Consider the following 15,898-nt stretch of genomic DNA (forward strand, 5'->3'; position numbering starts at 1 on the left):
TAATCTAATTTATAATTTATTATTCTTTGTTTTTCTGGTTTAATAGGTAATCTTAATTTAATTTATCAAGTATCGGTTGATCTGTAAAAGTTAATTCTTTTGGGGTGTTTTCATTAAGCTGCTCCAATACAACAATCTTATTCTCACCTGCTTTCAACCAACAGCCTGGTACATAAAGCGTTTGTTGCGGTCCTACTTTCCAGTAGCGCCCCAGATTGTGGCCGTTAACAAATACAATTCCTTTTCCCCAATTTGTCATATCAAGAAAAGTATCGGCTGGTTTATCTATGTTAACTGTAGCTTCATATAAAACTGGGCGTCCAGGTTTTATCGTTTCATTTTTAATAGCTGGCACTTCATTCATCGGCATTTTATACATTTCCCATCCGCCGCTAATTTCATATTCATTAATAAATACTGGAGAAATAATTCCTTTCGTATTATGCACTATTTCGGCTCCGTAATTAATACGTCCCATATTTTCAACCAGAATTTCTAAAATACCGTTAAAAGGAATAGAAAGGGTCAACTCGTAATTTTTGAAAACTCTATTCAATTCACCAACCTTAACTCCATTCACATAAACTGTAGCAAAGTCTCTCAATCCTTCAATCTTTAATTTGCCAGAAGAAATGGGTTGCGTAAATCTTTTACGATATAAAACATATCCATTTCCCTGACCTAATTTTTCAAATGTTAAGGGCTGATCATTTACAACCGCTTTTTCTTTTTTGATCCAACTTAAAACATCCATACTCGATTTGATCAGCTGATTAGGATATTTTGTAACTGGTATTTTCTCTGGAATCGGTGCTAATTTTGCTTTAGAATACTTTTGCATGATTTCACGTATAGCCATGAATTTTGGTGTTGCCCAACCTGCTTCGCTAATAGGCGCATCATAATCATAGCTTGTAATGTCAGGCTGAATATCACTTTCTTCATTATAATTTGCTCCAGAGGTAAATCCAAAATTAGTACCGCCATGCACCATATAATAATTAAAAGAAACGCCTGCATCAAGGTACTTTTTAGTTTGACTGGCAATCTCCTCAGATCCTATTTTAATAAATGGTTCCGCCCAATGATCCAACCAGCCAGAATAAAACTCTGCGACCATGTAAGGTCCCTGCCCTTTATGGTATTTATCAACCTGTTTTTTTAAATTTTCTATATTTGATTCTCCATTTGCAGTTGGCAGCACGCCTTCAACAGCACCGCCTTCAAACAACCAAGTACCGTCAGAAGTAAAAAAAGGCTCTGGAAACCCAGTTTCTTTAAGCATATTGTAAATTGCAGTTTTATATGCTTTATGATCCTCAGCACTAATATCGGTTCTTTGAGAAACATAAGAACCAAATTCATTTTCAGCCTGAACCATAATAATTGGTCCTCCTTGATTAGCAAAAAGTCCTTTTACCTCTGCATACAAATGTTCAAGATAGGTTTTGCAAGCTTCTAAAAATGCTTTATTATTGGTACGAATTACTAAATCTGGATTATTTTGCAACCACCAAGGGTATCCTCCAAATTCCCATTCACCACAGGCATACGGGCCTGGTCTAAGAATTACATACAATCCTTCACTTTTAGCAAGACGTACAAACTCTGCTAAATTTTTATTTCCTGTTTTAAAATCCCATACACCTGGCTCTACTTCGTGATAATTCCAAAACACATAGGTTGCCACGGTATTCAATCCCATAGCTTTAATCATTTGCAACCTATGTTTCCAATATTCTTTAGGAATACGCTCGTAGTGCATTTCTCCCGAATGTATTTTAATAATTTTCCCATCTTGTTTAAATTCTCCATTAGATATAGAAAATCCTTTGCTTTGTGCCACAGTAAAAAACGGCATCAAGCAAATCAATAATACTCCGAGCTTAAATAATATCTTATTCATTCTTTTTCAGATTATACATTTATAAACTTAAAAAATTGCAATCTTAAAGTAGTAAACGACTTAGATAATCAAATACTACAGAGAGTTACTCTTTAATAATTCTACTTTATAAAACTATTGAGGCAATAGCTAAAAAATTAATTCACCAAAATTTCATCCACAAACAACCAAGAGCTTTCTCCTTTTGGACTTTTCTTTAAATTACCTCCAATTACTTTTACAAAACGTGCATTTTGTTTCTGGAAATTAATTTTAAAATCTTTCAATTCCGGAACTGGATTTACAGCATACGGACGCATTATTTTACCTACTTGCGTATATTTAATTCCGTCTGTAGAAATCAACACTTTTACTTGAATTGGGAAATTAACTCCAGCACCTTGACTTTCTAAAGCTCCAACTGTAACTTGTTCTATACTTTCTACTTTCTCCAAATCGATTACCAATTCCATATCATTAACCAGCCAAGCTTGCCATTGTCCGTCATGGAAATTTTTGCTTCCGCGAATGGCATTTATCATTGTATTAGCATCTCCTTTATAACTCTGGTTGAAAGGCGTTAAGTATTTCACTTTTTTTGCAAATCCTTTATGGAAAACAATTGTGTCCGTAAATGTTTTTCCAACTGGTTTTTCGTCTTGAAATAAAGAAGCTTTTAAAACAGTAGTTGCTGCAATTTCAATTGGAGTTGTATATTTTATAGCATGATGATCAATGCTTTGGTTTCCTAAAACATAGCGTATATCTGGATTTGGGAACTCATTTTTCAATTCCACTTTGATTTGTTTATTGGCCAAATCTGCTGTTGAAGAAGCGGTTACCAAATACGCGCTTTTCGCATAGTTCAATCCTTGATAATCGTAACGTTTGAACATTGAAAACAATCTTGATGTAAAATCATTCCAGTTACGTTTCTCTTTCGGACTCCATAAGGTTTCAGACAAAGCCGCTAATCTTGGAAAAATCATATATTCAGAATCTTTTGGTCCCGCGATATGTTCTGCCCATAAATTAGCTTGTCCGCCTAAAACGTGTGCTGCTTCCTGTGGCGTCATAGTTGAAACTACAGGATCAAATTTGTACACTTCACTTAACGGATTATAAGCATCAAAAGCTAAAGGTTCTTCGTTTTGAGGACCTTGGTAAAAGTTGAAATAACAAGGTGTTTCTGGTGTCATAATTACGTCATGACCTTGATCTGCTGCTTCAATTCCGCCTTTTGTTCCTCTCCAGCTCATTACTGTCGCATCTGGAGCTAAACCGCCTTCTAAAATTTCATCCCAACCGATAACTTTTTTACCTTTTGAATTGATATATTTTTCCATGCGTTTTACAAAGTAGCTCTGTAATTCGTCAACACTTTTCAAACGCTCGTCTTTGATTCTTTTTTGGCAGTGCGGACATTTTGCCCAATTGGTTTTAGTTGCTTCATCACCACCAATATGAATGTATTTTGAAGGGAAAATAGTAATTACTTCATCAATTACATTTTGCAAAAATTCGAACGTAGTTTCTTTTCCAGCACAATAAATATCGGTCAAAGGCCAAACTCCGCCTGAAGGAACTCCAATTCTCTGATTAAAACAAGCCAACTCTGGATAAGCTGCAATGGCACTGCTTACGTGAGCCGGCATTTCGATTTCTGGAATCACTTCAATTCCTTTTGTCGCTGCATATTTTACGATTTCCTTTAATTCGTCTTGCGTAAAAAATCCGCCGTAAGTTCCTTTTTCATCAGGATTTGTCGTTAATCTGGCATTCCAAGAAACATTTTCTTGATCTACTCTCCAAGCACCAACCTCTGTTAGTTTTGGATATTTTTTAATTTCAATTCTCCACCCCTGATCATCAACTAAGTGCATGTGCAGAACATTCATTTTATGGGCTGCCAAACGATCGATTGTGGCTAAAACATAATTTTTATCGAAGAAATGACGTGATAAATCCAGCATTAAACCTCTCCATTTAAAACGAGGCTCATCATTAATGGTCAAGCTTGGAATCTGCCATTTTGCAGAACTAATCGCAAATTTACTTTCGATGGCTTCAGGAAGCAATTGTCTAACACTTTCTAAAGCATATAAGAATCCATTATTTCCTTTAGCAGAAATAACAATATTAGTTGGATTTACATCCAAAACATAAGCCTCATTTTTTAAGTTCGGATCTGTTTTCAGCAAAACATAATTACTCGCAGGAGCTTTTGTCGTAACTTCTGGTCTCCATCCTGCAGCGGTCTCAAATTTTGATGCCAAAGCATTTGTAGCGTCTTTCTGGAAATCTCCGTTAACCACAAACTTTGTCTCTTTTGTAAATTCAAAAACTCCTGTTTTAATAAAAGTCTGACTCGGTTTTGGAATGATATGAATATCATTTTCAGTATAAACTTTCTGCGCACGAGCCGAGAAAATTGAAGTGATTAGGGTTAATAGGAATAGTAATTTTTTCATTCTTTGTTTTTTGGTTTCTTTAAAAGTTACTTATAAAGCTGCTTTTAGAGGTATAGTTTTTTAGTTTTTGTTTGTCATTTCGACTGAAAGCTCCTGAACGCAACTCGCCAATCTTTGTAGAGTTTCTTGCGGAGATTCCTCGTTCCTCGGAATGACAAATATTGCGCATATTTCAATCTGTGTCGAATCCCGAGTGTGATTCCTCGTTCCTCGGAATGACAAACTGTTGCGTAAAACTTTGTCAAAGTTTGAAACTTTGACAAAGTTCTCAATTCGTTATGTTATTTATTAAGAGTGAAACGCCTCTAAACACAATACAATTCTATGTTTATATGTGTTTAAAAACATTTACGCCCAGTTTTATTTATCCCAAGACATTTTAAATTTCGCGTCTTCCATTCTGTGACCTTTTGCGTCATCAGAAACGGCGTAATTAAATCCTGATCTTAAGCTGTAACCTGCGTATTCTCCGTTTTTATTCAAAGCAATAAAACCAACTTGCAGGTATTCCATGTCTTTGTGGTTTTTATGTTTGTTGTAAATACGTTCTGTAATTTCTTTACAAGCATCGTAAGGAGATTTTCCCTGACGCATTAATTCGACAACCATAGCGCTTCCGGCAGTTCTAATTACCGCTTCTCCCAAACCAGTTGCCGCTGCGGCTCCCACTTCGTTGTCCAAGAAAAGACCCGCGCCGATTATTGGGGAGTCACCGACGCGTCCGTGCATCTTCCAAGCAGCACCACTTGTGGTACATCCGCCAGAAAGATTGCCATCTTGGTCTAACATTAGCATACTTATGGTATCGTGATTTTCTATATTAATAACTGGCTTGTATTTTGAATCTTCCAACCATTTTTTCCAGTCTTTTTCAGATTCTGGAGTTAATAAATTTTCTTCTTTAAAACCTTCAGACAAAGCAAATTGCAATGCTCCTTGCCCTGCTAACATAACGTGAGGTGTGTTTTGCAACACTCTTTTTGCCACAGAAATGGGATGTTTAATTCCTTGAAGGAAACAAACAGATCCGCAATTACTGTTATGATCCATGATACACGCATCAAGAGTCACTTTCCCTTCGCGATCCGGATATCCTCCGTAACCCACACTGCGGACATTCGGATCTGCTTCAGGTATTTTCATTCCAGCTTCGATGGCATCTAAAGCCGATTTTCCTTCTTTTAAATTCTTCCAAGATTCTTTATTTGCAGGCAAACCATGATTCCATGTCGAGATGATGATCGGTTTAGTCTGTTTTTTTTCTTTTGATTCAGCTTCTGGTTCATTTTCGTGATTTGCAGCAAATCCGCTTACGCCCAAAACAGAACTAATGGCTAAGGTGCCTAAAGTGGTTTTCTTAATAAAATCTCTTCTATTTGACATGTCTTTTGGTTTTAATTCAACTTTTAGAAACTACGTGTTCTTGATGTTGCTAAATTAATCAGTAATAATTTTTAATCCCAGTAAAATCGACTACAACGATGCTTTTACCGAGTTAATTGTTTTTAAATTACTCTCTGATAAAGCATTTCCGTCAAAAAATGAAACTCCGGTTGCGCCATTTTTCTTAGCTTCTAAAATTGCTTCTTTCAATTCTGCATCCGATTTTAAACCTGGAATATAAATTCCTGTATTTACTTTCGTTGGCTTTCCTTCTAAATCGGCTACACCTTGTTTGGTTGCATAACCTACCCAGTCAATTTCTTCATCATAAAAACTATGATAAATCATTGGATATACTTCATCAATATTCCATTTATCCCAACGCTGGCGTACCATATGATCTGCCATTTCTGGATAAGGAAATACGGCTGCCGTTAATTTTTTATTGTATTTGTGAGCGATTTTATAGGCATCGTCAACCACCGCTTTTACAGCATTTAATCTGAAGTTTTTCCACTCCATATCAATAGAAGTATTGTGGCTCTTTTTGGGGTTTTTATGATGTTCTTTTTCGAATTTGCTTACGCAGGCATCACAATAACAGAAATCAAATTGTGGTAATTCTACATCCTGAACCAAGTTGTATTTTGGCAATAAACTGATTGGCAAGAAAATATCTGGGAAACGAATGTAATCTAAGTGTACACTTTCGATTCCTTCAACTTTTGCCAAACCTTCAACCAATCCTAAAACGTGGTTTCTAGATTCTTCTTTAGTTGGGCAAAGCCATTGGTAATAATCTACATACGGACGATTATCAAAGCAAGATTTTCCTTCTTTGCTTACTTGATACCAGTCTGGATGCTGTAAAGCAATCGAATCATTTGGGCGATTCATCGCCATAATCCAAGCGTGAACTTTTAGTCCTTCTTTTGTTGCAAGCGGAACTAGTCTTGCTAATAGTTTCGGATCGGTTTGCGTGTTAATTAAAACTTCATCGATTCCGCCGTCTTTGTATTTTTTGAATTCTTTAGAATAATCTGCATCCGATTTTTTAGCGTCAGCAGTGGTCCAAACTCCAAAAGTGAATTTACCATTTTCCTGATCTTTGGTTTCTTTTTGTCCGCAAGAGAATAGACTCAGCGATAGCGCTAATACTAAAACTTTTGATAGTTTTTGCAACTTACTCGTTCGTAATAATTTTACCATCTTCTTTAATTATTAAGGTTTTGTTTGAAAAAGGACTTTTTACCAAGATATTAAATCCTGATGAATGATTTTCTAAAATTGGCTTTAAAGTCTTTCCGTCAACCACTATATTTTTTTTACTGATACTTTGCAGTGATTTCGCCCAAGATTTATTCTTTTCGAAATATCTTTTTTGAGCGCGATACAACGTATACAGTTCCCATTTTACTTTTTCTTCCTGCGGAATTGTAAAAGTATCCTGTCCTCCTATTTCTTTTGAAGAGAAGTATACATAAGCCCATTTTTCGGGCTCATGCATATTTATCACTCCCATAGGCGACCAAACCCAATTGTATTCTGGGAGAAACTTCCCTTCTGAATCTTTTTTACGTTCGTATTTTCCGTCGATAACTGAATGCTGCCAATTCACTCTAGAGAAATTGACTTTCCAAAATTTATCTTTCGGAACAATATCGTCGAAATAAGATGTTTTATAAACTGACCACGGAATAGCTATTTCTAATGTCCAGCCTTTATCAATATCTGAAGCATTATTTAAAGTTCCGTCAATCTTTACAGCCGATTTTAAACCTGTAATATTCCAATCGTTTAAAACCGTATTTTTTTCTCTGTAAGGTTTATTAATAAATAAATCCCAAGCGGTGTTTAACGCATTTATTTCTAATTCATAATAATTATGAGTATCATTATCTGGATCAATAAAAACCTCAAAATCATTATTATAAAAAATAATCGTATCGCGTTGTCTTAGATTTGCCCAAACGTGAGGCTCTTCTATTTTTGCCAGGATATAGTAGTAATTATCGTCCCAAAGCATTTTGACCTGAGTATTGTATTTTGGTTTTTCAACGCCTTCTATGTCGACAAAAGGTGTTGTCCAAGCTGCTTTTTCCCAGTCTTTATCTGCCCCGTCTCCGTCAATAACAATTTCTTTTGAAGTCTTATACGCAATATAACTTTTGGGTGTAACCTCTTTTTCAGATTGCGAATAACCCATCAATCCAACAAAAAAAACGGCAAGGGACAATAATTTACTTCTACTATGCATCTTTATATTATAAACTATTATCTTTTGTAAACTGAATTACTTCACTTAATTTTCCGAAAGCGATTGCTACGTGAGTATCAGCCGCACCGTAATAAACTGCTAATTTATCTTCTTCTACATCATGTAAAGCAGCGCAAGGGAATACTACGTTTGGCACATCTCCAACCATTTCATAAGTTTCTGCTGGCCCTAATAAATAAGGTTGTGTTCTGTATTTTACTTGGTCTGGCGAATCAACATCTAAAAGTGCTGAACCCATTGCATAACGGAAACCGTTGCAAGTATTAATAACTCCGTGGTAAATCATTAACCAACCTTCTTCAGTTAAAATTGGGATTGGCCCTGCTCCCACTTTTGTACATTGCCAAGCACTTTTTTCGAACGGACTTGGTTTCATAACCAATCTATGTTCTCCCCAATATTTCATATCTGGGCTGTAGCTAATCCAGATATCTCCAAATGGCGTGTGGCCGTTATCACTTGGACGGCTTAACATCGCGTATTTTCCGTTGATTTTTTGTGGGAATAAGACTCCGTTTCTGTTGAATGGTAAAAAGGCATTTTCGCATTGGAAAAATTCTTTAAAATCGAAAGTATAACCAATACCAATTGTTGGTCCGTTGTAACCGTTACACCAAGTAATCCAGTAACGATCTTCGATCCAAACCACACGAGGATCATATTTATAGGCCGATTCGATCATTTCTGTATTTCCAGATTTCATCTCAATTGGTTCGTGGTTGATGTCCCAATTGATACCATCTTTACTGAAACCAGCAAAAATATTCATCTGAACTGCTTTATTATCACATCTGAAAACCCCAGCATATCCGTCTCCAAAAGGTACAACTGCACTATTGAATATACTGTTTGATGAAGGAATCGAATATCTGTCGATAATTGGATTCTCAGAATATCTCCACATTACATCTTTACTGTTTTCGGGTCTGTCTTGCCAAGGAATAGTACTCATTTTTTGTTTTTTTTATTTATTAGTTTTTTATTCTTTTATTCTCTTTTAAACACATAGAGACATAGTTTTTTGGAACGTTCAAAGGCTTTTCACTTTGAATAAATCACATAGCTAGATGTTTATTTCGTATTCTCCACTCAATCTTGTCATCCTGACGAAGGAAGGATCACACTAGAAGCTCCGCAATCTATTTCGACAATCAATGCCGCTAATCTTTGTCGAGTTTCGTGTGTGATTTGCTTCGCCTATTCGCTATCGCTCGGGTCTCGTTCCTCGAAATGACAAACTGCATGGTTAAAAAACTTTGTCAAAGTTATTGTACGTAGCAGCACGACCAATCTTTGCGTTCCCGTAGTTGAAACTACGGGCTATGTTTAAATCTATGTGTGAGAAACTAGTTTCTTTCTCTTAACTTTTTCAAAGCCTAGAAAATCTATGTTTCTATGTGTTTAAATATTTACAACAAGAAAATCTTGCCTCTCGCTTCTTTGTTCTCTCTACTCTTCAATCTTCCTAACTCTATCCAACCAAGTAAACTTCAACACCGTAGTCGTCACTAAGAAAACCACCAATGCAACTCCAGCTTTTGGATAATCTCTAATAATGAAATAAATCGGAAGCAGGATCATGCTTGACTGCCATACAATACCAATTACACAATTCATCATATCTAGATAGAAATCATTATTTTTTTGGAAAGATTGATCTTCCGCTTTTAATTGTTTGTAAACTGGCCCCCAGAATCCCCAAGGTCTTACGTTTGAATAGAAAGATTTTAAAACTTCGATATCAGTTGGTTTACTTAAATAAGTTCCCAAAAGACAACCTAAAATTGACATTCCAAAAATTAATGGGAATAAGTAAATCGATGGCACTTGCGAAAGATCATGCAAAAATGTTCCTGCTGCTAGATTTCCTTTGTTTTGATCTAAAACGAATTGAAGAGAAGCTGCAATTAATCCGCCGACCATTCCCCAGAAATAACCCCATCCGTTAAAACGCCACCAAATCCATTTTAAGAAGTTCGCTGCAACGTAACCTCCGTAAAGAGCACTTGTAATCCAAAGTGTTAACGAGTTGATCGAATCTGCGAAGAATCCCATGAAAACTCCAAGACCAACAACTAAGAAAGAAGAAATCTGACTTACTTTAATATAGTGCTGATTTGAAGCAACTGGTTTAAAGTATTTTTTATAAATATCATTTACAATATATGCTGGCCCTGCATTTACAAAAGCGGAGAATCCAGACATGAAAGCGGCTAATAATCCTGCTAGAAGAATCCCTTTAATACCAACTGGAATATAAAGATTGACCACTTTAGGCATTAATAATTCTAAATCTGCTCCAGTAAGATTAACGTTTGCATTTAATTCTGGCGCTAAATTCACTAAAGCAATAACCACAATTCCTGTGATCAATAAATATCTCGGAATGAATAAAATTAAGTTGGTAAAACCACTCATGTAAGCTGCTTCTTTTACCGATTTTGTCGAAAGAACACGCTGTAAATCGTAGCTTGGAGTTGGTCCTGCAACACTCGCGAAGAACCCTTTGAAAAGCGTCATTCCGATGAAAGCTCCAAACATTTTATAACCTTCCGTATCAATTAATCTGTTGAACGTTTCGAATTTATCGCTCCATTGTGTTTCAAATTCCCATCCAAAGAAAACATTTTTCCACTCTGGCGTAATTACCGAATTAATTTGAATATCTGTATAATTAATGAATGCATAACCCGCGATTAAAACTCCCGCAACAATCATAATAATATATTGTACAACCTCTGTCGCCACAACAGAAAACATTCCCCCTTTAACCGTATAAATGGTAGTTAAGAAAATAATTAACAATGCATAAGCTTGTTCTGATGTTAAGAAAACAGAACCATTCATATGAACTGTTAAATCCCAAGGAAGAATGATCGTTACAAATTTTCCAATTCCAACGAAGAAATACGCGATGAAACCAATTGTCGAAATAATAGCAAAAATCGCTACAATAATATGTGATGCTTTTCCTGCTTTGTCGCTTCCAAAACGAGTTAAAATCCATTCAGAACCCGTCATTACTTTCGATCTTCTAATCCAGACCGCAAGGAACATCATCACAAAAATCTGATTCCAAATTGGCCAAAGCCACATAAACATGAAGCTTTTTACACCATATAAAAATAAAACTCCAATCATCCAGGAAGTTCCCGAAACATCAAACATTCCCGAGCCATTGCTCAATCCTAAAAAATACCATTTGATTGATTTCCCACCAAGGAAATAATCGTCAAGTCCTTTTGATGCTTTTCTTGAAATCCAGATTCCGATACCGACCGAGAGTACGATATAGATTAAAATGATTGATACGTCTATTATGTTCATTAAATTATTTATTTTGAATTAGTTAGTTCAGACCCCAGTTTTTGTTTGGCTGCGCTCCCATTACAAAATGAAGTACACCGCCTTTTTGCATTTCTTGGTGAGAAATGGCTGTTTTATTAAATGCTTTTCCGTTCAAAGTAACCGATTGGATATAGAAGTTTTTGTTTGAAACATTCTCTGCTTCAATTACAAAAGTTTTTCCATTTGGAAGATTTAAAGTCGATTTCTCAAAAATCGGACTTCCAATTTCGTATTCACCAGAAGCTGGATTCATTGGGTACAACCCCATTGAGCTGAATACATACCAAGCCGACATTTGTCCGCAGTCTTCGTTCCCGCTTAGACCATTTGCAGTCGTATTATATTGTGTATCCAAAATATGACGCACCCAATATTGCGTTCTCCAAGGCTGACCTGCATGATTAAACATGTAAGCAATATGGTGACTTGGCTCATTACCATGTGCATATTGTCCGATCAAACCAGAAATATCTGCAGAAACATTATTTCCTGTAATCTCAGAACTCTCTGTAAATAATTGTTCTAAACGTTTTGTAAAAATATCGTTTCCTCCATGAAGCTTAATAAAATCATCTACATTATGAGGTACAAACCAGCTGTGTTGCCAAGCATTTCCTTCGGTATAATCGGTATGTTCTCTGTGATTGGAATGTTTTGGATCGAAAGGTTCGTTCCAAGATTTTCCATCTTCCGATTTTCCTCTCATGAAACCAGATTTGGCATCAAATAAATATTCGTATGCTTTTGAGCGTTTTGAGAAAAAATCATAATCAGCTGTTTTTCCTAAGGCTTTCGCCATTTGAGCCACACACCAATCATCATAAGCATATTCTAAAGTAATGGTAACCGATTCGTCTAATAAATTATAAGGAATGTAACCGTATTTTTTGTAGAAATCCAAGCCGCGTTCGTCCTGCATCATTGTAGCTTTCATCGCTTCAAAAGCTTTTTCTGCATCAAAACCTTTAATACCTTTCATATAAGCATCCACAATAACTGGAATCGAATGATATCCTGTCATCGTATTAGTTTCATTAGCGTATAATGTCCAAACTGGAAGTATCTTTTTGGTTTCATAATACGCTAACATCGAATTAACTAAATCGGAAACTTTTGTCGGTTCTAACAAGTTCAGCAATGGGTTTTCTGCTCTAAATGTATCCCAAAGCGATAATGTAGAATAAGCGGTATAATCTTTAGCAGTAATAATTTTATCGTCTTCTCTTCTAAATTGCCCATTTTTATCGCTATATGTTACCGGTGCAACTTGAGCATGATATAAAGCGGTATAGAAAATGGTTTTTAAAGAATCAACTGGAGTCTCAACTGTAATTTTACTTAAAGCTTTATTCCAATCTAGAGTCGCATCAGATTTTGCTTTCTCAAAATTCTGACTTTCAGCGTCTAAATTGTCTTTCGCATTAGCGATACTTACAGAAGAAAGCGCCACTTTAACGCCTAATTCTTTTGAGTTTTTGCCGTCGAAGAATAATTGCAGAGCAGTGTTTTCACCTTCAGCATTTGAGCCTGAAACTACTTTCTTATCAGCAGTAATAATAGATTCTATTATAGGCTTAGAAAACTTGGCTACAAAAAACACTTTCTGATTTTTTGCCCAACCCGTACTATAACGGTAACCGCTAATGGTATTTTGGTCTTCAACTGTAATGGCAGTTTTTACCGCTTTGTCCCAGTTAATGGCAAAACCTAAATCGACAACAACAGATTGCGTATCGTTATTATTATAGGTATACTTATGGTATGCGGTTCTTTGCGTAGAAGTTAATTCTACATTGATTTTAGGATCTTCAAGAAAAACTTGGTAATAACCCGGTATTGCTTTTTCGTTAACATGATTATATTTTGATTTATACGGTAAGAAATCGCGTGAAGCGGCTTTGGCGGTTAAGTCTAACTTTTTGTTTGTCGGCATAAATAAAATGTCTGCCAAATCACCGATTCCTGTCCCGCTTAAATGTAAATGACTAAATCCAGAAACTATCGAGTCAGAATAATGATAGCCCGAGCACCAGTCCCAGCTAGAAACCCCATTATCTGGACTCACTTGTAGCATCCCAAACGGAACTGTTGCACCCGGATATGTATGTCCGTGCCCACCTGTACCTATAAAAGGATCTACATAATTTGTTGCAAAACTTTGTTTATGTTGATTTTTATCTACATTTATTTTGCAACTTGCAGTTAAAATTACCGTCAGAGAAAGCAGAGTAATTTTCCTCATATCAAAACAATATTAATTTAACTTTAAATTTAGATAAATTCAACTTTTACCAAAATATTTTTAGACGGACGACATTTAAACAGCTCTAAACATCAAAAAATAGTAACAAACGACATTCTATTCTACGATTATGATTTTCAACTCAAAAAAACCTTATAGTTTACCCATACGTTATCATGTTTACTTTTGGCTAACGTATTTTGTATTCAATACATTCCGCTGGGGAAGCTATTTTAATGATTATGTTTATTCATTAAAAACCACTTTACTCGGATTTCCAATTCACATGGCATTGTGTTATCTAAATATTTTGGTTTTAATGCCTCACTTTATTTACCGCAAAAAGTACGTCCTATATATTATAAGTGTATTGTCAGCGATTTTTGTCATGGTTGTTTTAAAATTTAATCTGACTTACCTACTGATTACACACGACGTTTGGCCTGAAGGCCCGCAGACCATCAGTACACTTACACTCAATTACACGATAGATATGATGATGGGTGAATTGTATGTGATGACTTTTGTTACCGCAATTAAAATCACTTTAGATTTCTTAAAAGAACAAAGACGTGTGACAGATTTAGAAAAATCGCAGCTAGAAACCGAATTGTTGTTTTTGAAGTCACAGATTTCTCCACATTTTTTCTTTAATACCTTAAATAACATTTATTCTCTTTCTGTAGAAAAATCAAACAAAACGCCAAAAATCGTTTTAAAGCTTTCTGAATTGATGCGCTATATGCTTTATGAAACAAAAGGCAAAAAACAAACTCTCGAAAATGAGATTATGTGCATTCAGAATTATTTGGATCTGGAAAGAATTAGAAACGGAGAACGACTAGAAGTAGACATGTCTATTTCTGGAGATATTCACGATAAAGAAATTTCTCCAGTCCTTCTATTGACTTTCGTCGAAAATGCTTTTAAGCATGGCGTGAACAAAAACACTGGAAATGTTTTAATTGACATTAGATTTAAAGTAAAAGGAGATTTTTTATATTTCACCATTTCAAACCCAATGCCCGAATTTACCGTACATAAAGATAATTTTAACAAGTCAAGTGGTATAGGTATTGAAAACGTAAAAAAAAGACTCGAATTAGGATATAATAAAAGTGACTATAAGCTTTCATTTAAAAATAAAAAGAATATTTTTGTCGTTAAACTAGTTATAAAAGTCACATAACCCCAACTTTTATAAGTTTAGAAAACTATACCTACAAAAAACCACATATCGGCCAAAAATAACAGTACAAATGAAAATAAAGTGTTTAATTATCGATGATGAGCCATTGGCAATAAACGTTATTAAAAATTATATTGAACAGATTGAAGATTTAGAATTGATAAATACTTTTAGCAATTCTATCGAAGGATTAAATTTCTTGAAAAACAATACTATAGATGTAATTTTTTTAGACATTAACATGCCTGTTTTGGACGGTATTAATTTCATTAAAAGTTTAGAAAATCCTCCTTTACTTATTATTACAAGTGCTTACGATCAGTTTGCGATTGAAACTTACGAGCTTGATGTGTTAGATTATCTGGTAAAACCAATTGAGTTTCCTAGATTAATGAAAGCAGTAAACAAAATCAACAAACGTCTCAATAATACAACCAAGCTTCCGCAGGAAAATAGCAAAGAGAATCCTTTCATTTTCGTGAAAATCGACAAGAAAAAAATGAAAAAGATTTTCTTGAACGAAATTCTGGTTATAGAAAGCTTAAAGGACTATTTAAAAATCAGTACAACTTCTGGAAAGTTTATCATTCACAGCACTTTATCTGATTTTACAAGTTTATTGCCAGAGAGAGATTTTATCAGAATCCACCGGTCTTATACGATTGCAATTGACAAAATTGATGCAGTTGAAGGAAACAGCATTGAAATTGAAGGACTTCGATACGTTATAGGAAGATCTTATATTGATGAAGTAAAACAGAAAATCCTTAATTCATCTATATAAAGGCTTAACCGCAAAGCACGCAAAGTTCACAAAGTTCACAAAGTTTTTTTTAGCCACAGATTATTAGGATTAAAAGGATTTTTTAAATCTGTGTTAATCTGCATAATCTGTGGCTATATTTTTAAGAACATAGCTTTGCGTTTTCATCAAGACTTAAAAATAAAAAATCTTAGCGAACTTTGCGTACTTTGCGCTCTTTGCGGTAAAAAAAACTTTGCGGTAAAAAAAATCTCGTCGGTAAAAGACGCAAAACGCATAGAAAACGAAAATGCGGCCAACCACGACCGCATTTTCTCTCAATTATAGGTAACTAACCAA

Annotated in this window: 10 protein-coding genes; 2 read left to right on the forward strand and 8 right to left on the reverse strand. The window is 35.2% G+C overall.

Translation table 11 applies throughout. The features are described 5' to 3' along the window. Window positions 1-52 precede the first annotated feature (52 nt). From NCC77_RS15040 to NCC77_RS15075, 8 genes are all read right to left on the reverse strand, one after another. Window positions 53-1,906, reverse strand: coding sequence for a glycoside hydrolase family 35 protein (locus NCC77_RS15040; RefSeq protein WP_250836312.1), 1,854 nt, complete (start codon window positions 1,904-1,906; stop codon window positions 53-55). Window positions 1,907-2,043: 137 nt separating this feature from the next. Further along, complete coding sequence (locus tag NCC77_RS15045) at window positions 2,044-4,356, reverse strand: beta-N-acetylhexosaminidase (protein ID WP_250836313.1); 2,313 nt, start codon at window positions 4,354-4,356, stop codon at window positions 2,044-2,046. Window positions 4,357-4,716: 360 nt separating this feature from the next. Beyond that, window positions 4,717-5,739 carry an isoaspartyl peptidase/L-asparaginase family protein gene (locus tag NCC77_RS15050; protein WP_250836314.1) on the reverse strand — a complete coding sequence of 341 codons (1,023 nt, stop codon included), beginning with the start codon at window positions 5,737-5,739 and terminating at the stop codon, window positions 4,717-4,719. A 90-nt stretch (window positions 5,740-5,829) separates the two neighbouring features. Beyond that, the gene (locus NCC77_RS15055; protein ID WP_250836315.1) at window positions 5,830-6,948 is read right to left on the reverse strand and encodes a putative glycoside hydrolase; all 1,119 of its coding nucleotides are present in this window, start codon (window positions 6,946-6,948) and stop codon (window positions 5,830-5,832) included. After that, window positions 6,923-7,996, reverse strand: a complete 1,074-nt coding sequence (locus tag NCC77_RS15060; RefSeq protein ID WP_250836316.1) for a carbohydrate-binding family 9-like protein — start codon at window positions 7,994-7,996, stop codon at window positions 6,923-6,925. Before NCC77_RS15060 ends, NCC77_RS15055 begins: the two co-directional genes overlap by 26 nt. 7 nt (window positions 7,997-8,003) lie before the next feature. After that, window positions 8,004-8,969, reverse strand: a complete 966-nt coding sequence (locus NCC77_RS15065) for a glycoside hydrolase family 130 protein (protein ID WP_250836317.1) — start codon at window positions 8,967-8,969, stop codon at window positions 8,004-8,006. Between the two features lie 497 nt (window positions 8,970-9,466). Then, on the reverse strand, window positions 9,467-11,344 hold the full coding sequence (locus NCC77_RS15070; RefSeq protein WP_250836318.1) for a sodium:solute symporter family protein: 1,878 nt from the start codon (window positions 11,342-11,344) through the stop codon (window positions 9,467-9,469). A gap of 22 nt (window positions 11,345-11,366) precedes the next feature. Beyond that, complete coding sequence (locus tag NCC77_RS15075; protein ID WP_250836319.1) at window positions 11,367-13,607, reverse strand: GH92 family glycosyl hydrolase; 2,241 nt, start codon at window positions 13,605-13,607, stop codon at window positions 11,367-11,369. A gap of 130 nt (window positions 13,608-13,737) precedes the next feature. Here NCC77_RS15075 and NCC77_RS15080 point away from each other — a divergent pair, with 130 nt between their 5' ends. Then, window positions 13,738-14,796 carry a sensor histidine kinase gene (locus NCC77_RS15080; RefSeq protein WP_250836320.1) on the forward strand — a complete coding sequence of 353 codons (1,059 nt, stop codon included), beginning with the start codon at window positions 13,738-13,740 and terminating at the stop codon, window positions 14,794-14,796. 70 nt (window positions 14,797-14,866) lie between these two features. After that, window positions 14,867-15,580 (forward strand): LytR/AlgR family response regulator transcription factor, encoded by a 714-nt coding sequence (locus NCC77_RS15085; protein WP_250836321.1) that lies wholly within the window; start codon window positions 14,867-14,869, stop codon window positions 15,578-15,580. Window positions 15,581-15,898: the final 318 nt, after the last annotated feature.

It is taken from the genome of Flavobacterium tyrosinilyticum (assembly GCF_023656565.1).
GTDB classification, from domain to species: domain Bacteria; phylum Bacteroidota; class Bacteroidia; order Flavobacteriales; family Flavobacteriaceae; genus Flavobacterium; species Flavobacterium tyrosinilyticum.

Bases quoted from the DNA above. Each gene is read 5' to 3' on its own strand.
- NCC77_RS15040 (WP_250836312.1), bottom strand. From the start codon at position 1,906: ATGAATAAGATATTATTTAAGCTCGGAGTATTATTGATTTGCTTGATG.
- NCC77_RS15045 (WP_250836313.1), bottom strand. From the start codon at position 4,356: ATGAAAAAATTACTATTCCTATTAACCCTAATCACTTCAATTTTCTCG.
- NCC77_RS15050 (WP_250836314.1), bottom strand. From the start codon at position 5,739: ATGTCAAATAGAAGAGATTTTATTAAGAAAACCACTTTAGGCACCTTA.
- NCC77_RS15055 (WP_250836315.1), bottom strand. From the start codon at position 6,948: ATGGTAAAATTATTACGAACGAGTAAGTTGCAAAAACTATCAAAAGTT.
- NCC77_RS15060 (WP_250836316.1), bottom strand. From the start codon at position 7,996: ATGCATAGTAGAAGTAAATTATTGTCCCTTGCCGTTTTTTTTGTTGGA.
- NCC77_RS15065 (WP_250836317.1), bottom strand. From the start codon at position 8,969: ATGAGTACTATTCCTTGGCAAGACAGACCCGAAAACAGTAAAGATGTA.
- NCC77_RS15070 (WP_250836318.1), bottom strand. From the start codon at position 11,344: ATGAACATAATAGACGTATCAATCATTTTAATCTATATCGTACTCTCG.
- NCC77_RS15075 (WP_250836319.1), bottom strand. From the start codon at position 13,607: ATGAGGAAAATTACTCTGCTTTCTCTGACGGTAATTTTAACTGCAAGT.
- NCC77_RS15080 (WP_250836320.1), top strand. From the start codon at position 13,738: ATGATTTTCAACTCAAAAAAACCTTATAGTTTACCCATACGTTATCAT.
- NCC77_RS15085 (WP_250836321.1), top strand. From the start codon at position 14,867: ATGAAAATAAAGTGTTTAATTATCGATGATGAGCCATTGGCAATAAAC.